At 74.5% G+C, this 21,394-nt stretch carries 21 protein-coding genes and 1 riboswitch; of the genes, 10 read left to right on the top strand and 11 right to left on the bottom strand.

Going from position 1 to position 21,394, the window contains the following annotated elements:
* Positions 1-6 precede the first annotated feature (6 nt).
* Positions 7-1,833, top strand: a complete 1,827-nt coding sequence (locus tag DNK56_RS11490) for a glycoside hydrolase family 15 protein (protein WP_111333209.1) — start codon at positions 7-9, stop codon at positions 1,831-1,833.
* Positions 1,834-1,837: 4 nt separating this feature from the next.
* Entirely contained in the window at positions 1,838-2,593 is a 756-nt protein-coding gene (locus tag DNK56_RS11485; protein ID WP_111333207.1) for an SDR family oxidoreductase, read from the top strand.
* 57 nt (positions 2,594-2,650) lie between these two features.
* Here DNK56_RS11485 and amaP read toward each other — a convergent pair whose 3' ends face one another.
* The 5 genes from amaP to DNK56_RS11460 are packed head-to-tail and all read right to left on the bottom strand — an operon-like array spanning position 2,651 to position 4,986.
* The gene (amaP, locus tag DNK56_RS11480) at positions 2,651-3,238 is read right to left on the bottom strand and encodes an alkaline shock response membrane anchor protein AmaP (protein WP_111333205.1); all 588 of its coding nucleotides are present in this window, start codon (positions 3,236-3,238) and stop codon (positions 2,651-2,653) included.
* Positions 3,235-3,921: a DUF6286 domain-containing protein gene (locus DNK56_RS11475; RefSeq protein ID WP_111333203.1), complete on the bottom strand. Its 687-nt coding sequence runs from the start codon at positions 3,919-3,921 to the stop codon at positions 3,235-3,237. Before DNK56_RS11475 ends, amaP begins: the two co-directional genes overlap by 4 nt.
* The gene (locus DNK56_RS11470) at positions 3,918-4,280 is read right to left on the bottom strand and encodes an Asp23/Gls24 family envelope stress response protein (RefSeq protein WP_111333201.1); all 363 of its coding nucleotides are present in this window, start codon (positions 4,278-4,280) and stop codon (positions 3,918-3,920) included. Before DNK56_RS11470 ends, DNK56_RS11475 begins: the two co-directional genes overlap by 4 nt.
* Positions 4,277-4,468, bottom strand: a complete 192-nt coding sequence (locus DNK56_RS11465) for a hypothetical protein (protein ID WP_111333199.1) — start codon at positions 4,466-4,468, stop codon at positions 4,277-4,279. Before DNK56_RS11465 ends, DNK56_RS11470 begins: the two co-directional genes overlap by 4 nt.
* Before the next feature lie 35 nt (positions 4,469-4,503).
* Complete coding sequence (locus DNK56_RS11460; protein WP_111333197.1) at positions 4,504-4,986, bottom strand: Asp23/Gls24 family envelope stress response protein; 483 nt, start codon at positions 4,984-4,986, stop codon at positions 4,504-4,506.
* Between the two features lie 93 nt (positions 4,987-5,079).
* Here DNK56_RS11460 and DNK56_RS11455 point away from each other — a divergent pair, with 93 nt between their 5' ends.
* On the top strand, positions 5,080-5,790 hold the full coding sequence (locus tag DNK56_RS11455) for a hypothetical protein (RefSeq protein WP_111335694.1): 711 nt from the start codon (positions 5,080-5,082) through the stop codon (positions 5,788-5,790).
* Positions 5,791-5,868: 78 nt separating this feature from the next.
* Here DNK56_RS11455 and DNK56_RS11450 read toward each other — a convergent pair whose 3' ends face one another.
* The 6 genes from DNK56_RS11450 to DNK56_RS11425 form a co-directional block, all read right to left on the bottom strand.
* Positions 5,869-6,660, bottom strand: coding sequence for an enoyl-CoA hydratase/isomerase family protein (locus tag DNK56_RS11450; RefSeq protein ID WP_111333195.1), 792 nt, complete (start codon positions 6,658-6,660; stop codon positions 5,869-5,871).
* Positions 6,661-6,810: 150 nt separating this feature from the next.
* Positions 6,811-7,032: a helix-turn-helix domain-containing protein gene (locus tag DNK56_RS11445; RefSeq protein WP_018518904.1), complete on the bottom strand. Its 222-nt coding sequence runs from the start codon at positions 7,030-7,032 to the stop codon at positions 6,811-6,813.
* 319 nt (positions 7,033-7,351) lie between these two features.
* Positions 7,352-8,950 (bottom strand): ABC-F family ATP-binding cassette domain-containing protein, encoded by a 1,599-nt coding sequence (locus DNK56_RS11440; RefSeq protein WP_111333193.1) that lies wholly within the window; start codon positions 8,948-8,950, stop codon positions 7,352-7,354.
* A 328-nt stretch (positions 8,951-9,278) separates the two neighbouring features.
* Positions 9,279-10,589 carry a hypothetical protein gene (locus DNK56_RS11435; protein ID WP_111333191.1) on the bottom strand — a complete coding sequence of 437 codons (1,311 nt, stop codon included), beginning with the start codon at positions 10,587-10,589 and terminating at the stop codon, positions 9,279-9,281.
* A gap of 187 nt (positions 10,590-10,776) precedes the next feature.
* Entirely contained in the window at positions 10,777-11,904 is a 1,128-nt protein-coding gene (locus DNK56_RS11430; RefSeq protein WP_111333189.1) for an alpha/beta hydrolase family protein, read from the bottom strand.
* Positions 11,905-12,049: 145 nt separating this feature from the next.
* Positions 12,050-12,706 carry a class II aldolase/adducin family protein gene (locus DNK56_RS11425; RefSeq protein WP_111333187.1) on the bottom strand — a complete coding sequence of 219 codons (657 nt, stop codon included), beginning with the start codon at positions 12,704-12,706 and terminating at the stop codon, positions 12,050-12,052.
* 132 nt (positions 12,707-12,838) lie between these two features.
* Here DNK56_RS11425 and DNK56_RS11420 point away from each other — a divergent pair, with 132 nt between their 5' ends.
* The 7 genes from DNK56_RS11420 to DNK56_RS11390 all read left to right on the top strand — a co-directional run bounded on the left by DNK56_RS11420 (position 12,839) and on the right by DNK56_RS11390 (position 21,384).
* On the top strand, positions 12,839-14,104 hold the full coding sequence (locus DNK56_RS11420; RefSeq protein WP_111333185.1) for an inorganic phosphate transporter: 1,266 nt from the start codon (positions 12,839-12,841) through the stop codon (positions 14,102-14,104).
* 32 nt (positions 14,105-14,136) lie between these two features.
* Positions 14,137-14,370 (top strand): hypothetical protein, encoded by a 234-nt coding sequence (locus DNK56_RS11415; protein ID WP_111333183.1) that lies wholly within the window; start codon positions 14,137-14,139, stop codon positions 14,368-14,370.
* 195 nt (positions 14,371-14,565) lie between these two features.
* Positions 14,566-14,692: riboswitch (cobalamin riboswitch) on the top strand.
* 144 nt (positions 14,693-14,836) lie between these two features.
* Positions 14,837-15,835: a cobalamin biosynthesis protein gene (locus tag DNK56_RS11410; protein ID WP_111333181.1), complete on the top strand. Its 999-nt coding sequence runs from the start codon at positions 14,837-14,839 to the stop codon at positions 15,833-15,835.
* Entirely contained in the window at positions 15,832-17,385 is a 1,554-nt protein-coding gene (locus tag DNK56_RS11405; protein WP_111333179.1) for a cobyric acid synthase, read from the top strand. Before DNK56_RS11410 ends, DNK56_RS11405 begins: the two co-directional genes overlap by 4 nt.
* On the top strand, positions 17,382-19,421 hold the full coding sequence (locus DNK56_RS11400) for a putative cobaltochelatase (protein WP_111333177.1): 2,040 nt from the start codon (positions 17,382-17,384) through the stop codon (positions 19,419-19,421). The genes DNK56_RS11405 and DNK56_RS11400 overlap by 4 nt, the downstream gene beginning before the upstream one ends.
* Positions 19,421-20,029, top strand: coding sequence for a cob(I)yrinic acid a,c-diamide adenosyltransferase (cobO, locus tag DNK56_RS11395; RefSeq protein WP_111333175.1), 609 nt, complete (start codon positions 19,421-19,423; stop codon positions 20,027-20,029). Before DNK56_RS11400 ends, cobO begins: the two co-directional genes overlap by 1 nt.
* The gene (locus DNK56_RS11390; protein WP_111333173.1) at positions 20,023-21,384 is read left to right on the top strand and encodes a cobyrinate a,c-diamide synthase; all 1,362 of its coding nucleotides are present in this window, start codon (positions 20,023-20,025) and stop codon (positions 21,382-21,384) included. Before cobO ends, DNK56_RS11390 begins: the two co-directional genes overlap by 7 nt.
* Positions 21,385-21,394: the final 10 nt, after the last annotated feature.

Genomic DNA, 21,394 nt, shown 5'->3' with positions numbered 1-21,394 from the left:
CTGAACGTGACCCCACGCATCGAGGACTACGCCCTCATCGGCGATCTCCAGACCGCGGCCCTCGTCGGCAAAAACGGTTCTGTCGACTGGTTGTGCCTGCCCCGCTTCGACTCGGGCGCCTGCTTCGCCGCCCTGCTCGGCGACGAGGACAACGGCCACTGGCGGATCGCGCCCAAGGGCGCGGACGTGTGCACCCGGCGCGCCTACGCGGGCGAGTCCCTGGTCCTGGAGACGTACTGGGAGACGCGCACCGGCACCGTCAAGGTCATCGACTTCATGCCGCAGCGCGACAAGGAACCGGACGTGATGCGGATCGTCGAGGGTGTCAGCGGCACCGTCGACATGTCGTCCGTGATCCGGCTGCGCTTCGACTTCGGGTCCATCGTGCCGTGGATGCGCCGCTCGGACGGCCACCGGGTCGCCGTCGCCGGGCCGGACTCGGCCTGGCTGCGCAGCGAGCCGCCGGTCAAGACCTGGGGCCAGCAGTTCTCGACCTGCTCGTCCTTCAGCGTCTCGGCGGGCGAGAAGGTGGCCTTCGTCCTGACCTGGCACCCCTCGCACTCGCCGCGCCCCAAGCGCGTCGATCCCTTCGAGGCGCTGGAGAACACCCTGTCCGACTGGGCTCGGTGGTCCTCCCGCTGCAAGTACGAGGGGCCCTACCGGGAAGCCGTGGTCCGCTCGCTGATCACGCTCAAGGCGCTCACCTTCGGCCCGACCGGCGGCATCGTGGCGGCCCCCACCACCTCGCTGCCCGAGGAGATCGGCGGCGTACGGAACTGGGACTACCGGTTCTGCTGGCTGCGCGACTCCACGCTCACCCTGGGCGCGCTGATCTCGGCCGGCTATCTGGAGGAGGCGGCCGCCTGGCGGGACTGGCTGCTGCGCGCGGTCGCCGGCGACCCGGCGGACCTCCAGATCATGTACGGGCTGGCCGGCGAGCGCAGACTCCCCGAGTCCGAACTGCACTGGCTGCGCGGCTACGAGAACTCCGCCCCGGTCCGGATCGGCAACGCGGCGGTGCGCCAGCGCCAGCTGGATGTGTACGGGGAGGTCATCGACTCGCTCCGGCTGGCCCGCGACGCCGGTCTCGACGACAAGCCGCACGCCTGGAGCCTGCAGCTCAGCCTCCTCGGGTTCCTGGAGTCCACCTGGCGCGAGCCGGACGAGGGGCTGTGGGAGATCCGGGGGCAGCGGCGCCACTTCGTGCACTCCAAGGTGATGGCCTGGGTCGCGGCGGACCGGGCGGTGCGCAGTCTGGAGGAGGACCCCACGCTGGCCGGGGACGCCGACCGCTGGCGGGCGATGCGGGACGCCGTACACCGGGAGGTCTGCGAGAAGGGCTACGACCCGGTCCGCAACACCTTCACCCAGTCCTACGGCTCGCGGGAGCTGGACGCGGCGACGCTGCTGATCGCCCGCACCGGCTTCCTGCCGCCGGACGACCCCCGGGTGATCGGCACGGTGGACGCGGTCCGCGAGGAGCTGGGCAGCGGCGGCCTGGTGCGCCGCTACAGCACCGACGGCCGCTCCATCGACGGGCTGCCGGGCGGCGAGGGCGCCTTCCTGGCCTGCTCGTTCTGGCTGGCGGACGCGCTGCGGCTGACCGGGCGCACCGAGGAGGCCACCGAGCTGTTCGAACGGCTGCTGGCGCTGCGCAACGACGTGGGGCTGCTGGCGGAGGAGTACGACACGGCGGCCGGGCGCCAGCTCGGCAACTTCCCGCAGGCGTTCAGCCACATCGGCCTGGTCGGTACGGCGGTCGCGCTGGCGGAGGCCCGGCCGGCCGAGGAGCGGGCCGCCGAGGGCGGTGCGGAGTCCGGCACGGCAGGATAGGGCCATGGATCTCGGACTGAAGGACCGTGTGTACATCGTCACCGGCGCGACGCGCGGGCTCGGCTTCGCCACCGCGCGGGCCCTGGTCGCGGACGGCGCCAAGGTGATCATCACCGGTCGCGACGAACAGCGCGCCCGCGAGGCCGCCGGGGAGCTGGGGCCGGACGCCGTGGGGCTCGCCGCGGACAACGCCGACCCGACCGCCGCCGAACGGCTGGTGGAGGCGGCCCGCGAGGGGCTCGGCCGGCTCGACGGCATCCTCATCAGCGTCGGCGGACCGCCGCCCGGCGGCATCGCGGACAACACCGACGCGCAGTGGCGGACGGGCTTCGAGTCCGTCTTCCTGGGGGCGGTACGGCTGGCCAGGGCGGCCGCCGCGGCCCTCGGCGAGGGCGGGGTCATCGGCTTCGTGCTCTCCGGCTCCGTCCATGAGCCGATCCCCGGTCTGACCATCTCCAACGGGCTGCGCCCCGGCCTGGCCGGAGTCGCCAAGTCGATGGCCGACGAGCTGGGGCCGCGCGGCATCCGGGTGGTCGGGCTGCTGCCGGCCCGGATCGACACGGACCGGGTGCGGGAGCTGGACGCGCTCTCCGGCGACGCGGAGGCGGCGCGCACCGCGAACGAGGCGAACATCCCGCTGCGCCGCTACGGCACCCCGGAGGAGTTCGGCCGCACGGCGGCGTTCCTGCTCTCCCCCGCCGCCTCGTATCTGACGGGCATCATGGTGCCGGTCGACGGCGGCCACCGGCACGGCTTCTGAGCCCGCGCGGGGCCGGGGCGCGGGGCCGCACGCCCCGCGCCCCGGCCCGTACCGTCGTCAGCTGACGCGCGCGGCCCGGTGCTTGACCGCCTTGAGCCGGACCTCGGCAGGCAGCCGGGCCAGCCCCGCGGAGTCCCGCGCGTGTGCCAGCGCCTCGTCGCCCAGCCGGCCGAGCGCCTCCTCGGGCGCGGCGTGCGCCTCCATCAGCAGCCGTACGCGGGCGGCCGGGGCCGAGCGTTTGCCGGTCAGCGTGACCTGGGCGCGGGAGACCCCGTCCAGGGCGCCCGCCTCCCCGGCGAGCACGCTCTCCAGGGCCCGGCCGCGCAGCAGGGCGCCCTCGCCGTCGCCGCTGTCCACCAGCACCTCGGAGAGGCGGGAGCGGCGCAGCTGGGCGAGCAGCCACCACAGGGCGAGGATCACCAGGACGGCGAGGACCGCGATCACGGTCGGCCACCACCAGCCCTCGCCGCGCCAGCGGTCCCGGTCGGCGTCGCTGAGCAGTACGTCGTGTTTGCCGTACCAGGGCCACCAGGACGGTACGGAAAGTCCTGCGGCGGCGGCGAGCACGCCGCCGCCCACGCAGATCAGTACCAGTCCGGCGAGCGCCAGAAGTACCCGGTTGACGGTCCTGAGCACGCCGTTCACCCCTTCTTCGCCGGCCGGCGGACATGGACCGACAGGCGCGGCCGCCTGGCGAGTCCCAGTTCCCGGATGCCCGTGGACAGCACGGTGTCCAGGTCGGCCCGTACGTCGTCGAGTTCCCGGAAGTGCGACACGGCGCGCACCCCCACGTTGGAGCGGCCCATCCGGACCCGGACCGACTGGACGCCCGCCACCTCGACGGCCCGGTCCCGCAGGACCATGGCGGCGGCCGTACGGTCGAGCGCGGCGCGCACATCGGGGTGGGTACGGCGCATCGGCAGCAGGTCGCGCAGCCCGGGGGTGAGCGCCAGGAGCAGCAGCCAGAGTCCCAGGGCCGCGGCGACGGACGCGCCGGTCAGCACCCAGACGTCGTCGAGGCGGCGGGTCGCCAGTCCGTCCGCCAGGGAGCGGCGCCACTGCATCGCGGGGTGTCCGGCGCGGACCGCCGCCACGTCGTAGAGGAGCAGGCCGCTCGCGCCGAGGACCACCGCGGCGACGAGGCCGGCGGGGATGCGGCGGGCGGACCAGAAGCGGCCCGCGCCGCCGGCGGGCCGCTCCTCGTCCGGCGCGGGTTCGTAGTCCGCCGAGGAGGCGGACTGGTCGAGCTGGAGGACGTCGCCCTGTTCCACCGGTCCGGGGCCGGCCTGCCTCCGGGTGCCGTCGTCCGGGTCGTGGGGCCGGTTCATCGCATCCTCCCCTGTGCCGCGAGGCTCGCTCCCGCGGGGTGCAGGCGCTCGACCTGTACGGCCACTTCGGGCACCTCCATCCCCGCCAACGCCTTTACCCGCTCGGCGACCCTCCGACGCACGGCACCGCACTGGTGGCCGATGTCACCGGGATATCCCAGCTCCAGGCTCACCCGTACGCGGGCGGTCTCCCGGTGCACGGTGACCGTGGCGCGCGGGGACGCGGCCTCCTTCGGTGCCGCGTCGACCGCCTCCTTCGCCGCCTGTGCGGCGATCTTCGCGACCACCCGGTCGGCGATCCTCGTCTCTCCCCGCTGCCCGGCCTCGACCGCTCCGCTCGCCCCCGACAACGCCGTCACCTCCGCCGGTCGCCGCGCTCGCGACTCCGGAAGAAGTCACCGGGTTCGAGGTCGCCGTCGAAGAAGCGGCCGGCGACGAAGCCGACCGCTCCGAGGGCGGCCACCAGCAGGAAGGCGCCGAACCCGCCGAAATACCCGGCGAAACCGAGCGCCATGCCGGCCAACAGGCCGACCACAGCCATGCTCATCGTGTGTGCTCCTCAGCTGCTGCGGACGCCTGGACCTACTGGACGCGCGACTCCGACCCGTCGTCGTCATCGTCGTCGTCGGGCAGTTTCACGTCGCTGACGGCGATGTTGACCTCGACGACCTCCAGGCCCGTCATGCGCTCGACGGCCGCGACGACGTTCTCCCGTACGTCGCGGGCGACGTCGGCGATGGACACGCCGTAGTCGACGACGATCTCCAGGTCCAGCGCGGTCTGGGACTCGCCGACCTCGGCCTTGACGCCGCGTGTGACGGACTTGGAGCCGCCGGGGACCCGGTCGCGGACCGCGCCGAAGGTGCGGGACAGGCCGCTGCCCATCGCGTGCACCCCGACGACGTCCCGTGCCGCCATTCCGGCGATCTTCTCGACGACCCCGTCGGCGATCGTCGTGCGGCCTCGGGTGCCGGGGTCGCCGCCGCCGCGCTTGGTCAGACTGCTGCCGCCCGAGGTTCCGCTGTCGGGGTTCTCGGGCCGGTTCCGCTGTGGGGTCTCGGTCATCGCCGTTCTTCCCTTCGGGGCAGGTTTGACTTCTTTGCCCACATTAAGGGCGCTTGCCCCGACTCGCGCCGTGGATACGGCAGTCTGGTGGCCATGACGACGGCTGACGGCCCGCACAGGGCCCACGCGTGGACGGCCGCGGTACGGCAACGGCTCTCGCTGGGGCGGCTGCTCCCCCTGGGCGGTCCGGCGGACGGCGCCTGGATCGCGGAACGGGCGGCGGTCGCGGTGCTGCGCCGGGCGGTGTACGACCCGGCGGCGGGTCCGGTCCTCGGGGAGCTGCGGATCGCCGTGGCCGACCCGGATTCCGCCCCCGCCGCCCAGGTGCCCCCGCCCCCGAGCGCGCTGCCGCCGGGCCCCCTACGAATCGAGGCGACGATGACCGCGACGGCCGACCGGCCCCTGCCCGCAGCCGCCGAAGCACTGCGCGCGGCCCTTCTGTCGGCCGCCGCGCGACGGCTCGGACTGGTGGTCGCCGAAGTGGACGTCCGGGTGACGGGGCTGCTCGACGGCGCGCCCGAACGGGTGGAGCCGGAGCCGGTGGAGGTGCGCCCGGCGGCCGCGGCGGACGCCGTGGGGCGCGCCGCCGCCTCGGTGACCGGGGTGGCCGCGCTGACCGGGGTGCTGGGCCCGGCGGTGCGGACGGGCGAGGACCATGTGCGCATCGAGCTGGCGACGCGGGGCGGTCACCGCGCGCTCGACGTGGCGCGGGCGGTCCGGGAGGCGGTGGCGGGCGTCCCGGAGGGCCGGGAGCCGGTCGCGGTGCTGGTCACGGCGGTGTCCGGGGAGTCCCCCGCCGGCTGACCCGGGGGCGCAGCGGCGGGCCGGCCGGTGCGCGCCCGGGTCGGCCCGGCCCGTACATCGGTCGTGGACCGGCGTACGTCAGTCGAGGGCGCCGGCCAGGTCGCGCAGGCGGCGGCCCTGCGCGGCCCGTTCGGCGGCGCGCTGCTCCTCGTACGTACGCGAGAGGGCACCGCCCAGCAGGGCCTTGGTCTCGATGACGGCGTCGCGCGGGGCGGCGAGCAGGGCGCCGGCCAGATCGCGGGCGGCGGCCTCCAGCTCCCCGGCGGGCACGACGAGGTTGGCCAGGCCGGTGCGCTCGGCCTCGTCGGCGTGGACGAAGCGGCCGGTGGCGCAGATCTCCAGCGCGCGGGCGTAGCCCACGAGGTGGACCAGGGGGTGGGTGCCGGTGAGGTCGGGGACCAGTCCGAGGCTGGTCTCGCGCATGGCGAACTTGACGTCGTCGGCGACGATGCGCAGGTCGCAGGCGAGGGCGAGCTGGAAGCCCGCGCCGATGGCGTGCCCCTGGACGGCCGCGATCGACACGAGGTCGTTGCGGCGCCACCAGGTGAACGCCTCCTGGTACCCGGCGATCAGCGCGTCCAGCTCGGCCTCCGGGCCGCGCCCCATGTCCAGGAACGACGGCTCGCCGTCGAACCCCTCGGGGGTGAACGCCTGGCGGTCGAGTCCGGCGGAGAACGACACGCCTTCGGCACGCAGCACGACGACCCGCACACTGCCGGGCAGGGCCCGTCCGGCCTCGGTCAACGCCCGCCACAGAGCGGGAGACTGGGCGTTGCGCTTGGCCGGGTTGGTGAGGGTCACCGTGGCGACCGCGTCGTCGACGGTGAGTCGTACGCCGTCCTTGTCGAGCACGGAGTCGAGCGAGGTCATACGGAGCCTCCGGATCGGGTGCAGTCAGCACATGGAGCTAAGTGACTGAACAGTAACCACCGGATCGAGCATACGATCGACCGGGTGGCCGCACCCGGACCGGGAGCCCGCCGGGGCCGTCCCGTGACGTGCCCCGTCCGCTGCCGGCCGTCAGGCCGTCGCGGCCTTCTTGCCTCGTGTGGCGCCACCGCGTCCGCGGAGCGTCACTCCGGATTCGCTGAGCATCCGGTGGACGAACCCGTAGGAGCGGCCGGTTTCCTCGGCCAGCGCCCTGATGCTCGCACCGGAGTCGTACTTCTTCTTCAGGTCTGCCGCGAGCTTGTCGCGCGCGGCGCCGGTCACCCGGCTGCCCTTCTTCAGAGTCTCGGCCACCCGTGCCTCCTCATGGGAAGTGCGCTCTGGACTCTCATGATCACCCCTCGGGCGCTTCCTGGCCACCCATTCGGCAAGGTCGGTGCGACCGGATTCACGCCCCGGTGGTGCGCCCGCGGGCCCGGAATGCCCCATGCCGACGGCACCTGCGAACCGCCCGGCCGGGGCCCGCGGAGGAACGTCCAGGTCAGGGCCCCCAAGGGCTGGGCGCCGGAAACGACGGCGCCCGGCAGCCGTCTGCCGGGCGCCGCGCCGAGGTACGAGACGTACTCACGCAGATGATGGATTCCCGCTGGGCCGAATGATCCGGTGCGGTGGATCAGGCCAGCGCGACCAGGTCCCGGTAGTCGGCGCCCCACAGGTCCTCGATGCCGTCCGGGAGCAGGATGATGCGCTCCGGCTGGAGGGCCTCGACCGCGCCCTCGTCGTGGGTGACGAGCACGACGGCGCCCTTGTACGTGCGCAGCGCGCCGAGGATCTCCTCACGGCTGGCCGGGTCCAGGTTGTTGGTGGGCTCGTCCAGCAGGAGGACGTTGGCGGAGGAGACGACCAGCGTGGCCAGGGCGAGGCGGGTCTTCTCACCGCCGGAGAGCACCCCGGCGGGCTTGTCCACGTCGTCCCCGGAGAACAGGAACGAGCCGAGCGTCTTGCGGACGGCGACGAGGTCCAGGTCGGGTGCGGCGGAGCGCATGTTCTCCAGGACCGTGCGGTCCGGGTCCAGGGTCTCGTGCTCCTGGGCGTAGTAGCCGAGCTTGAGGCCGTGGCCCTCGACGACGCGGCCGGTGTCGGGCTGCTCGGCGCCGCCGAGCAGCCGCAGCAGCGTCGTCTTGCCGGCGCCGTTGAGGCCGAGGATGACGACGCGGGAGCCCTTGTCGATCGCCAGGTCGACGTCGGTGAAGATCTCCAGCGAGCCGTAGGACTTGGACAGGCCCTCCGCCATCAGGGGCGTCCTGCCGCAGGGCGAGGGGTCGGGGAAGCGCAGCTTGGCGACCTTGTCGGCGACCCGGACCTCCTCCAGCCCGGACAGCAGCCGGTCGGCGCGCTTGGCCATGTTCTGGGCGGCGACGGTCTTGGTGGCCTTGGCGCGCATCTTGTCGGCCTGCGCGTTGAGGGCGGCGGCCTTCTTCTCGGCGTTCTGGCGCTCGCGCTTGCGGCGCTTCTCGTCGGCCTCGCGCTGCTGCTGGTAGAGCTTCCAGCCCATGTTGTAGACGTCGATCTGCGACCGGTTGGCGTCGAGGTAGAAGACCTTGTTCACGACGGTCTCGACCAGTTCGACGTCGTGGGAGATCACCACGAAGCCGCCGCGGTAGGTCTTGAGGTAGTCGCGCAGCCAGACGATGGAGTCCGCGTCGAGGTGGTTGGTGGGCTCGTCCAGGAGCAGGGTGTCGGCGTCCGAGAAGAGGATGCGGGCCAGTTCGACGCGGCGGCGCTGACCGCCGGAGAGGGTGTGCAGCGGCTGGCCGAGCACCCGGTCGGGCAGGCTGAGCGCGGCGGCGATGGTGGCGGCCTCCGCCTCGGCGGCGTACCCGCCCTTGGTGAGGAACTCCGTCTCCAGGCGCTCGTACTTCTTCATCGCCTTCTCGCGGGTGGCGCCCTTGCCGTTCGCCATCCGGTCCTCGTTCTCCCGCATCTTGCGCAGGATCTCGTCCAGGCCGCGGGCGGACAGCACCCGGTCCCTGGCCAGTACGTCGAGGTCGCCGGTGCGGGGGTCCTGGGGGAGGTAGCCGACCTCGCCGGAGCGGGTGATGGTGCCGGCGGCGGGGGTGCCCTCGCCGGCCAGGCACTTGGTGAGCGTCGTCTTGCCGGCGCCGTTGCGGCCGACGAGGCCGATGCGGTCGCCCTTGGCGATGCGGAAGCTGGCGGATTCGATGAGGAGACGGGCGCCGGCGCGCAGCTCGATGCCGGAGGCGGTGATCACGGGGAGGTACTCCAGAGCGGAAGGAAGGGCGGAGGAACGACAGGCGGTGACGACTGAACGCCGTTACTCACGCACACGCACAAGACCGACCGGTGAAGGAAGGGCGGATGAAGGAGCGGGCCTGGGTGCGTGCGGCTGCAAGGCGGAGGATTGAGGCAACGCGGAGCGTTGTTGATTGACGACAACGCCGCAGACGTGCGTGCCCAGACCCGCGACGCCGCCCTTCATTCGCCGGTCGGTCTCAGGAGGACTGCCATAAAAGTCAGTCTACTGGCGGTGTCCAACGACTTTTCCGCGCCCGGTGCGCCGCTCCCCCACCCCGCCCCGGTCAGGAGCCCCCGGTGTGGACCTGGAACGCCGCCTTGCGGACGGCCTTGGCCAGGGCCGGGTCCGGGTGGGCGGCGGCCAGGGCGACCAGGACCTGGACGGTGCGCGGATGGCCGACGGCGCGGATCTCGTCCAGCAGGGCCGGGACCGTGCCCTGGACCGCCGAGTCGAGGTGGCGCACCAGGAGGCCGGTCTCGCCGTGGTCGGCGACGGCCGCCGCGGTGTCCACCCAGAGCCAGGTGGCCTCCTCGCGGCTGAGCACCTCCTGGGCGTCCTCCGGGTCGGTCCCGTCGTACTCGGCGAGCCAGAGCAGCGCGTACGGGCGCAGCGGCGGGTCGGCGAGGACGGCGCGGACCTCGGGTTCGGCGGGGGCGCCGACGACGCGCAGCGCCTCGAAGGCGAGCCCCCGCAGCAGGGCGTCCTCGCCGCGGGCGACGTCGAGGAGTTCGGCGACGGCGCTGCCGACCGGGCGGGCGGCCAGCCAGGCGCGGTATTCGGCGCGGGCGGGGCCGGGGGTGAGCCGGGCGCAGCCCAGGAGCATGTCGGCGGCGGCCTGCTCGATGTTGCCGGCCGGGCTCTGGGCGGCGACGCAGATCTGTTCCAGCTTGACCCAGACCGCCCAGTTGCCGAGCGGGGTGAGGGTGGCGTGGCCGTTGCCGAGGGTGAGCGCGCCCACGGCGGCGAGCCCTTCGAGGGCCCAGTCGAGCAGGAGGGCGACGAGTTCCGGGGCGTGGGCGGTGGGGGCCGGTTCGGCGGGGCCGGGCAGCGGCTCGGGGCCGTAGGGGACCTCGCAGCGCTCCTCGTGGAGTTCGGCGACGCGCTGGCCCAGCAGGTCGAGCAGGGCCGGTACGGGCACGGGTCCGGCCGAGAGCTGGAGCAGCGAGAGGACCTGGGGCACGGCTTCGACGGCCTCGGCGACGACGGTGGACTCGACGTCCAGCGGCGCGGGGTGGACGAGCGACCAGGCGTCGAAGAGGGCAACCCAGCCCCGGAGCACGGCGGAGTCGTCCCGGTCCCAGGCGCGCAGCCGCCAGCCGGGCCGCGCGGTGTCGCCGTGGAGTTCGACGAGCCCGGCCAGGCGGGCCCGGTCCCAGCCGGAGCGGACCTGCGCCGGGGAGAGTTCCAGCGCGGCGGCGACGTGTTCGAGGGCGCCCGCGGCGAGCGGCGGGCTGCCGGGGTCGCCCCCGTCGGCCGCCCAGCGGGCGATCCGTACGGCGTCGGCGAGGGCCGTCCTGGCCTGGCGCGCCAGTTCCGCCCTGGGCGGGGTGCCCTCGGGCGGGCGCGGCGCGGGCCTGGTGCGCCGGGTGGTCACTGCCTTGCGAGCGGTGGTGAGGGGTCGCGGGCGGACAAGTCGCAGCCTGGAGTCGCGCGGGGTACGGGACGTCACGGGGAGCAGTCTTGCCCCTGACGGCCCGAAAGCCCAAACGGAACGCGGTTCACCGGATCTTCGCAGGCCCGTGCGCCCGGCGGGCACCAAACGGCCGAACCGGCACATCGGCTCACATCAGGGGCGTGAGGAAGCGGCGCAGGGTCTCCTCGTAGCGGGCCGGGTCGGCGTTCCACATCGCGGCGTGCGGCGCGTGGTCCACGGTGTGCAGGGTGACGATGTCGGGGCGGCCCGCGGCGAGCCGGCGGGAGTGCTTCCAGGGGGCCAGGGTGTCGTCGGGGCCGTGGAAAATCAGGGTCGGGACGTGCAGGCTGAGCGGCAGCGAGGTGTCGAGGAGTCCGGTGCCGCCGAGCCCGGTCTGGCCCTGGGCGGCGCGCACGGCGAGCGGCAGCAGCGCGGCGGGGACACCCCGGGCTGCGGCGAGGCCGCGCAGGGTGTCGGTCCAGTCGAGCACCGGGGAGTCGAGGACGAGGCCGGCGATCCGGTCCCGGTGGGCGGAGCCGGCGCAGGCGTGCAGGGCCATGGTCGCGCCGGTGGACCAGCCGTACAGGATGACCCGCCGGGCGCCGTTGCGGACGGCGAAGCGGATGGCGGCGTCCAGATCGCGCCACTCGGACTCGCCGAGGTGGCCGAGCCCGTCCGGGGAGCGGGGGGCGCCGGGATCGCCCCGGTGGGCGATGTCGAGCACGGGGAACTGCTGGCCGTGCAGGAAGCCCAGGAGGTTCAGGGGGTGCTCGCGGGTGGTGCCGATGCCGTGGACGGTGATGACCCAGGTGGCGCGGGGTGCGGGGACGAGCCAGGCGGGCAGCGCGCCGAGTTCGCCGGGGATCTCCGCCTCGCGGAAGTCGAGGCCGAGGGCGCTGCCGGGGTCGCCGCTGTGCACCTGGGGTGTCATGCGGACCTTGTCGCCGGGGGCCAGGACGCCGTGACCGACGCGTTCCAGCCGTCGTACGACGGTGTCGGCCGCTTGGTGGGCCCGGTCGAGCACGGGGCCGATGACGGCGTGGACGTCCTTGCCCGCCAGCCCGTAGGTGCCGGGGCGCAGCGAGGTGAGGGACCGGGTCAGGGTGATCTGTCCGGCGGCCGTGGCGTGGACGGTGAGTTCGGGGTCGGCGGGGAGGGGGCGTCCGGGCGGCGTCTTCAGCGCGACGTCGCCGGCGATCCGGCCGGCCGCGACGGCTGCCGCGCCGGCGCCGATGAGTGTGGTGACGGCCGCTGCCGTCGCTGTAACCGGGCGCACACCCTCAGTGTCGGGGTCGGGGCGGCCCGATGCCAGCGGGCAGGGCCGTACGGCGGCGGGTCGTACCCGTTTCTGTGCCGCTTTCCGTGCCGCTTCCCGTGCCGCCGGGGCCGGATCGCCGCCGGGGCCGGGTACGCGGGCAGCCTCAGCGCTGTCCGTAGCCCTTGAGGGCCTGTGCCGCGGCGTTCAGCTGGTCCGGGGTGAGCAGGGTGGGGGTGCGGCCGGGCAGGGAGTTCGCGGTGAGCCAGACCCGGCAGAGCCATTCGAGCTGGGCGGTGCGCTCGTACGCCTGGTCGAGGGTGGCGCCGTGGGTGACGGTGCCGTGGTTGGCGAGCAGGCAGCCGGTGCGGTCGCGCAGGGCGGTGAGCATGTTCCGGGCGAGTTCGGGGGTGCCGTAGCGGGCGTAGGGGGCGACCCGGACGGTGCCGCCGAGCAGGGCGGCGGCGTAGTGGATCGGGGGGACCTCCGTGACCAGGGTGGAGACGGCGGTGGCGTGCACCGCGTGGGTGTGCACGACGGCGCTCGCTCCGGTGTTCCGGTAGATGGCGAGGTGGAGGGGGAGTTCGCTGGTGGGGGCCAGTTTTCCGAGGATCTGGTTGCCTTCCGGATCGACGCCGGTCAGGTCCTCGGGGCGGAGCCGGTCGTAGGGCACTCCGCTGGGGGTGACGAGCACGGTGTCGCCGATCCGCAGGGAGACGTTTCCGGAGGTTCCGACGACCAGCCCCTCGGCCGCCGTCCGGCGGGCCGCGGCGACGACCGCCGCCCAGCCCCGGGCGATCGCCCCGTCCTGCCCGCCGCTCATCCGAAGATCCTTTCCTGTTCCGGTCCGGTGATCCCGGCCGGGATCACCACAGCGCCCTGCTCAGTTCATCTTCCGTTCACTCAAGTTGCCTACGTTCCACCTGCCAATGACGTCGAACGATTGCCTGGGTAAATGGAACACATCACGCTGCTGCTCGCGATAGTGATCGTGACAGCTCTAGTGTTCGATTTCACGAACGGTTTCCACGACACCGCCAACGCGATGGCCACGACCATCTCGACCGGCGCCCTCAAACCCAAGACGGCGGTCGCGATGTCCGCCGTTCTCAATCTGGTCGGCGCGTTCCTGTCGGTGGAGGTCGCCAAGACGATCTCCGGCGGGATCGTCAATGAGGACGGCCTCAGAACCGAGGTCATCTTCGCGGCGCTCGTCGGCGCCATCCTGTGGAATCTTCTGACCTGGCTGGTCGGCCTCCCGTCCAGCTCCTCCCACGCACTGTTCGGCGGCCTCATCGGCGCCGCGGTGATGTCCGCCGGCTGGTCGTCGGTCAACGGCGGCACCGTCGTCACCAAGGTGCTGCTGCCCGCCGTCGCCGCCCCGCTCGTGGCCGGTGTGGCCGCGCTCCTGGCCACCCGGCTCACGTACCGCATCGGCGGGAAGATCCGGAACGACGCCCAGGAGAAGGCCACCGCCAAGGGCTACCGGGCCGGGCAGATCGCCTCGGCCGGGCTGGTCTCGCTCGCGCACGGCACCAACGACGCGCAGAAGACCATGGGCATCATCACGCTCGCCCTGGTCACCGGCGGCGTCCTCTCCCCCGGCTCCAACCCGCCGGTCTGGGTCATCGTCAGCGCCGGCCTGGCCATCGCGCTCGGCACCTACCTGGGCGGCTGGCGCATCATCCGCACCATGGGCAGCGGCCTGACCGACCTGAAGCCCCCGCAGGGCTTCGCCGCCCAGACCAGCGCGGCGACCGTCATCCTGGCCTCCTCGCACCTCGGCTTCTCCCTCTCCACCACCCAGTCCTGCTCCGGTGCCGTGATGGGCGCGGGCCTGGGCCGGGCCGGGGGCGTGGTCCGCTGGTCCACCGCCACCCGGATGTTCGTCGCCTGGGGTCTGACCCTGCCGGCGGCGGGTCTGGTCGGCGCGGGCGCCGAGTTCCTCACCAAGCAGGGCACCTGGGGCGTCGTGGTCGTCGCGGCGCTGCTGGTCGGCGGCTCGGGCGCGATCTGGCTGATCTCGCGCCGCAAGCCGGTCGGCCACGGCGACGTCGCGCCCGTCGCGGAGGACACGCTCCCGGCCGAGCCCGCCGGTGTGGTCACCCAGGCCATCGCGGCCGTCAGCCCGCCGCCCACCGCGGCGGCCCAGGCCCACGACCTCTCCGCCACCATCCCGGCGCCCGTCACCGCCGATCCGGCCCGACCCGCCACGGTCTGAGCGACCCGGCACTCCGGTAAAGGACACCCCGTATGAACATCGACTGGGCAGCCCTGGGCACCGTCTTCGGCGTCTCCCTCGTCACCACCGTCGCCCTGGTGGGCCTCTTCACCCTCGGCATCGTCGGCCTCTCCAAGCAGCCGGACCCGGCCGCGCAGGGCGGTACGGCGGGCACGCCGGTCCTGCTGGCCCGCGCCGGGGCGTACGTCTGCTTCGGGCTGTGCGTGGCGGCGGTCGCGTACGGCATCTATCTGATCGTCGCCTGACGCACCGCACCACCCTCGGGCCGGACGCGCCTCGTGCGCGTCCGGCCCTATGTGTGTCCGGCCCTATGTGTGTCCGGCCCGATGTGCATCCGGCCCGATGTGCGTCCTGCCACACCCTGCCGCCGCAGGTCAACGGCGAGTTGACGGGCATTCGCGGCGCGTGGTGGACTGCCGGAGCCATTACGGCGACAGCAGAGGAAGCCGGTGCGAATCCGGCGCGGTCCCGCCACTGTCACCGGGGAGCGGTCCCCCACCGCGCGTCACGGCCCTCGCGAGCGGGCTGGAAGACCGGGGGAACCGCCGATCCGGGAGCCAGGAGACTCTCGTCGCCGTCACGTCGAACCAGGGCGCGGACCCTGAGTGAGGACATATCGCCATGCCCGGCTGCCGTGCGACCGTTTCCCCGCTGCCCCCGGCGGCGGCTTTCCGTACAAGGTCCCGCCGAGGCGCGACGGCCGGCTGAGCGGTGCGTGCCGATCGCGTCTTCGCGTACGGCGCCACGGCCGGGCTGATCGGCGACCTGCTGCTCGGTGACCCCCGCAGGGGGCACCCGGTGGCCGCCTTCGGGCGGGCCGCCGCAGCCGTCGAGCACCGGCTCTGGCGCGACCACCGGGGCTGGGGCGCCCTGCACACCCTGATCTGCGCCGGCGGCGCGGCCGGGGGTGCCGCGCTGGCCGCCCGCGCCCTGCGCCCCCGGCCCGCCGCCTCCGTCGCCCTGACCGCCGCCGCCACCTGGTCCGTCGTCGGCGGCACGTCGCTGGGGCGCGAGGCGCGGGCCATCGGCGACGCCCTCGCCGCCGGGGACGTCGAGGGGGCGCGGGAGCGGCTGCCGCATCTGTGCGGCCGCGACCCGCAGTCCCTGGACGCCGCGGGCATCGCCCGCGCCGTCGTCGAGTCCGTCGCCGAGAACACCTCGGACGCCGTGGTCGGCGCCCTCGTCTGGGGCGCCCTGGCCGGGGTCCCCGGGCTCGTCGGCTTCCGCGCCGCCAACACGCTGGACGCGATGGTCGGCCACAAGTCGCCCCGCCACCTGCGCTACGGCTGGGCCTCGGCCCGGCTCGACGACGTCGCCGGCTGGCCGGGCGCACGGCTCACCGCCCTGCTCGCCGCGGCCGCGGGCGACCGGCCCCGGCAGGCGGTACGGGCCTGGCGGGCGGATGCCGCGAAGCACCCCAGCCCCAACGCGGGGCCGGTGGAGGCCGCGTTCGCCGGGGCGCTCGGCGTACGGCTGGGCGGCACCCTCGCGTACGGCGGCCGTGTCGAACACCGGCCGGTGCTCAACGGGGCCGCGGGCCGGGCGGTGGAGACCGCCGACATCGAGCGGGCCGTGCGGCTGTCGCGCCGGGTGGGCGTGCTCGCCCTCGGCGTCGGCGTCGCGGCCCGGCTGGGCGCGGCGGCGGCCGCGCGCCGGATCGCGGGCAGGGGACGCGGCCGGGCACACCTTTCCGGACGGAGGACCGTATGAGCGGCGGACTGCTGGTCGCCGGGACCACATCGGACGCGGGCAAGAGCGTCGTCACCGCGGGCATCTGCCGCTGGCTGGTGCGCCGGGGGGTGAAGGTCGCCCCGTTCAAGGCGCAGAACATGTCGCTGAACTCCTTCGTCACCCGCGAGGGCGCCGAGATCGGCCGCGCCCAGGCGATGCAGGCGCAGGCCGCCCGCGTCGAGCCGACCGCCCTGATGAACCCGGTGCTGCTCAAGCCCGGCGGCGACCGCTCCAGCCAGGTCGTCCTGATGGGGCGGCCGGTCGGCGAGATGAGCGCCCGCGGCTACCACGGCGGACGGCAGGAGCAGCTGCTGTCCACCGTCACGGACTGCCTGGCGGAGCTGCGGAGCACGTACGACGCGGTGATCTGCGAGGGCGCCGGGTCGCCGGCCGAGATCAATCTGCGGCGCACGGACATCGTGAACATGGGCATCGCCCGCGCCGCGCGGTTCCCCGTCGTGGTCGTCGGGGACATCGACCGGGGCGGCGTCTTCGCCTCGTTCTTCGGCACGACGGCGCTGCTCGCGCCCGAGGACCAGGAGCTGATCGCCGGCTATCTGGTCAACAAGTTCCGCGGCGACGTCTCGCTGCTCGAACCGGGGCTCGACATGCTGTACGGGCTGACGGGCCGCCCCTCCTACGGGGTGCTGCCCTTCGCGCACGGGCTGGGCATCGACGAGGAGGACGGCCTGCGCGTTTCGCTGCGCGGTGCGGTGCGGGAGTCGGTGGTCGCCCCGCCGCACGGCGAGGACGTCCTGCGCGTCGCCGTGTGCGCGCTGCCGCTGATGTCCAACTTCACCGATGTGGACGCGCTGGCCGCCGAACCCGGCGTCGTCGTGCGGTTCGTGGACCGGGCGGAGGAGCTGGCCGACGCCGATCTCGTCGTCGTGCCCGGCACCCGGGGCACCGTGAAGGCGCTCGCCTGGCTGCGCGAACGCGGGCTCGCCGGCGCGCTGGCGCGGCGCGCGGCCGAGGGCCGTCCGGTGCTCGGGGTCTGCGGCGGCTACCAGATCCTCGGCGAGCGGATCGAGGACGAGGTCGAGTCGCGGGCCGGCCGGGTCGACGCGCTCGGGCTGCTGCCGGTGCGGGTGCGCTTCGACCGCGAGAAGACCCTCGCCCGGCCGTCCGGCGAGGCGCTCGGCGCGCCCGTCGAGGGCTACGAGATCCACCACGGCGTGGCCGAGGTGACCGGCGGGGAGCCGTTCCTGACGGACGGCCGGGGCGCTCCGCTGGACGGCTGCCGTTCGGGCGCGGTGTGGGGGACGCACTGGCACGGTTCGCTGGAGAGCGACGCGTTCCGCCGCCGGTTCCTGACCGAGGTGGCCCGGATCGCGGGCCGCCGCTTCGTGCCCGCCCCCGACACCTGCTTCGCCGCGCTGCGCGAGGAGCAGCTCGACCGCCTCGGCGACCTGATCGAGGAACACGCGGACACGGACGCGCTGTGGCGGCTCATCGAATCGGGCGCCCCGCCCGGCCTGCCGTTCATCCCGCCGGGAGCGCCCGCAACCCCCGTCAAGGAGGTCATGTGAGTACGCCTTACCCCTTCACCGCTCTCGTCGGCCAGGACGACCTGCGGCTCGGACTGCTGCTGAACGCGGTGAGCCCGGCCGTGGGCGGAGTCCTCGTCCGGGGCGAGAAGGGCACCGCCAAGAGCACCGCCGTACGCGCGCTGGCCGCGCTGATGCCGGAGGTCCCGGTCGTGCCGGGCTGCCGGTTCTCGTGCGACCCGGCGGCACCCGACCCGGCGTGTCCGGACGGGCCGCACGAGGGCGCCTCCGGCGTGTCGCGGCCGGCGCGGACCGTGGAGCTGCCGGTCGGCGCGTCCGAGGACCGGCTCGTCGGGGCGCTCGACATCGAACGGGCCCTGTCCGAGGGCGTGAAGGCGTTCGAGCCGGGGCTGCTCGCGGACGCGCACCGCGGAATCCTGTACGTGGACGAGGTCAACCTGCTCCACGACCATCTGGTCGACCTGTTGCTGGACGCGGCGGCCATGGGTGCCTCGTACGTGGAGCGCGAGGGCGTCTCCGTGCGGCATGCGGCGCGGTTCCTGCTCGTGGGGACGATGAATCCCGAGGAAGGCGAATTGCGGCCCCAACTGCTCGACCGGTTCGGGCTGACCGTCGAGGTGGCCGCGTCGCGGGAGACCGACGAGCGGGTGGAGGTGGTGCGGCGGCGGCTCGCCTACGAGGACGACCCGGCCGCCTTCGCCGCGCGCTGGGCCGGCGAGGAGGCGGAGCTGCGGGACCGGATCACGGCCGCGCGGGCGCTGCTGCCCGAGGTGGTGCTCGGTGACGGGGCGCTCCGTCAGATCGCGGCGACCTGCGCGGCGTTCGAGGTGGACGGGATGCGCGCGGACATCGTGATGGCCCGGACCGCCACCGCGCTGGCCGCGTGGGCGGGGCGTACCGACGTACGCGCCGAGGACGTCCGGCAGGCGGCGCTGCTCGCGCTCCCCCACCGGCGCCGGCGCAACCCGTTCGACGCGCCGGGGCTCGACGAGGACAAGCTCGACGACACGCTGGAGCGCAACGGCGGCGGGGACGACGAGCCGGAGCCGGACGGGCCCGGTGACGGCGGCGGGGACGGCGGCGGCGGAGGTCTGCCGCCGCAGGGCGACGGGCCCGACACGCCGCCCCGGCCCGAGGGCGGGGCGGACGACACGCCCGAGCGGCCGGAGTCCGGCGCGCCGGTGCCGGGCCAGGGCGGTGAGCAGCGTCCCGTACGGGCCGGTGAGCCGTTCCGTACGAAGATGCTGAGCGTGCCCGGTCTCGGCGAGGGGGCGGCGGGGCGGCGCTCCCGTGCGCGCACCGAGCACGGCCGGACGACCGGCGCGCGGCGGCCCGAGGGGGCGCTGACCCGGCTGCATCTGGCCGCGACGGTTCAGGCGGCCGCCCCGCACCAGCGGGCGCGCGGCCGGTCCGGGCGCGGCCTGGTGGTGCGGCGGGACGATCTGCGGCAGGCGACGCGGGAGGGCCGCGAGGGCAATCTCGTGCTGTTCGTCGTGGACGCGTCCGGGTCGATGGCGGCCCGGCAGCGCATGGGCGCCGTCAAGGGCGCGGTGCTGTCCCTGCTGCTGGACGCCTATCAGCGGCGCGACAAGGTCGGGCTGGTCACCTTCCGGGGCCGAGACGCCGAGCTGGCGCTGCCGCCGACGTCGTCGGTGGACGCGGCGGCGGCCCGCCTGGAGTCGCTGCCGACCGGGGGGCGCACCCCGGTGGCCGCCGGGCTGCTGAAGGCGCACGACGTGCTGCGGGTGGAGCGGCTGCGCGATCCGTCCCGGCGGGCGCTGCTGGTCGTGGTGACGGACGGGCGGGCGACCGGCGGGCCGCAGCCGGTGGAGCTGGCCGCGCGGGCGGCCCGGCTGCACGCCGCCGACGGCGTCGCGTCGGTCGTCGTGGACTGCGAGGCGGGGCCGGTGCGGCTGGGGCTCGCGGCGGCGCTCGCGGGCGATCTGGGCGGCACCGCCGTCACGCTCGACGAGCTGCGCGCCGAGTCGATCGCCGGGCTGGTCAGGGACGTCCGGGGCGGGGGCCGCTCCGGGAACGGCGACAGGAGGGCCGCGTAATGCCGCAGGGACAGCCGGTGAGCGTGCCGGACGACGGACTGACCACCCGGCAGCGGCGCAACCGCCCGCTGCTGATGGTGCACACCGGCGTCGGCAAGGGGAAGTCGACGGCGGCCTTCGGGCTCGCGCTGCGCGCCTGGAACCAGGGCTGGCCGATCGGGGTGTTCCAGTTCGTGAAGTCCGCGAAGTGGAAGGTCGGCGAGGAGAACGCGCTCAAGGTGCTCGGCGCGAGCGGCGAGGGCGGGTCCGTCGCCTGGCACAAGATGGGCGAGGGCTGGTCCTGGGTCCAGCGCGGCCTGCACGGCGACAACGTGGACAACGAGGCGAAGGCCCGTGAGGGCTGGGAGCAGGTCAAGCGCGATCTGGCCGCCGAGACGTACCGGCTGTACGTGCTGGACGAGTTCGCCTATCCGCTGCACTGGGGCTGGATCGACACCGACGAGGTGGTCGAGGTGCTGCGCGCCCGGCCCGGCACCCAGCACGTCGTGATCACCGGCCGCAACGCGCCCGCCGCGCTGCTGGACGCGGCGGACCTGGTGACGGACATGTCGAAGGTCAAGCACCCGATGGACGCCGGGCAGAAGGGCCAGAGGGGCATCGAATGGTGAACGTCCCCCGTCTGGTCGTGGCCGCGCCGGCGTCCGGGAGCGGCAAGACCACCGTCGCGACGGGCCTGATGGCCGCGTTCGCCGCGCGCGGGCTCGCCGTCTCCGGGCACAAGGTGGGCCCCGACTACATCGACCCCGGTTTCCACACGCTGGCCACCGGGCGGCCCGGCCGCAACCTCGACGCGTACATGTGCGGGCCGGAGCTGATCGCCCCGCTGTTCGCGCACGGGGCGCGGGGGTGCGGCCTTGCGGTCGTCGAGGGCGTGATGGGGCTGTACGACGGGGCGTCCGGGCTCGGCGAGCTGGCGTCGACCGCGCATGTGGCGAAGCTGCTGCGGGCGCCGGTGGTGCTGGTGGTGGACGCGTCGTCGCAGTCGCGGTCGGTGGCGGCGCTGGTGCACGGGTTCGCGTCCTGGGACACCGGGGTGCGGATCGGCGGGGTGATCCTGAACAAGGTGGGCTCCGACCGGCACGAGGCGCTGTTGCGGGAGGCGCTGGAGGAGTCGGGGGTGCCGGTGCTGGGCGCTCTGCGGCGGGCGGAGGGGGTGTCGGTGCCGTCGCGGCATCTGGGGCTCGTGCCGGTGGTGGAGCGGCGGGCCGAGGCGGTGGCCGCCGTCGCGGCGATGGCGGGGCAGGTGGCGGCCGGGTGCGATCTGGACGGGTTGCTGGCGCTGGCGCGGTCGGCACCCGCGGTGCCGGGGGGTGCGGTGTGGGACGCGGAGGACGCCGTGCGCCCGGCGGCCGGGAACGGCGCGAAGCCGGTGGTCGCGGTCGCCGGCGGGGCCGCGTTCTCGTTCTCGTACGCGGAGAACTCCGAGTTGCTCGCCGCTGCCGGGGCCGAGGTCGTGGTGTTCGATCCGTTGCGGGACGAGGCGCTGCCGGAGGGGACGGCGGGCGTGGTGATCGGGGGCGGGTTTCCCGAGGTGTACGCGCCGGAGCTGTCGGCCAACGAGCCGTTGCGCAAGGCCGTGGCGGAGCTGGCGCGGAGCGGGGCGCCGGTGGCCGCCGAGTGCGCCGGGCTGCTGTATCTGGCGCGGTCGCTGGACGGGCTGCCGATGTGCGGGGTGCTCGACGCCGACGCGCGGATGTCGAAGCGGCTGACGCTCGGCTACCGGGACGCCGTGGCGCTCACCGACAACGTCCTGGCACCGGCCGGGGCGCGGATGCGGGGGCACGAGTTCCACCGCTCCGTGATCGAGCCGGGCGCGGGCGAGGAACCCGCCTGGGGCATGCGCCTGCCGGAGCGCCGCGTGGAGGGGTTCGTGCGGGGCGGCGTGCACGCCAGCTATCTGCACACCCACTGGGCCGCGTCGCCCGGTACGGCGCTGCGGTTCGTCGAGCGGTGCCGGGCTTGACGACGGCGCC

This window comes from Streptomyces sp. AC1-42W, assembly GCF_003248355.1.
In the GTDB taxonomy this organism is placed as follows: Bacteria; Actinomycetota; Actinomycetes; order Streptomycetales; family Streptomycetaceae; genus Streptomyces.
Note: the sequence above shows the minus strand (reverse complement) of the source record. Positions and strands in the feature narration are given on the sequence as shown.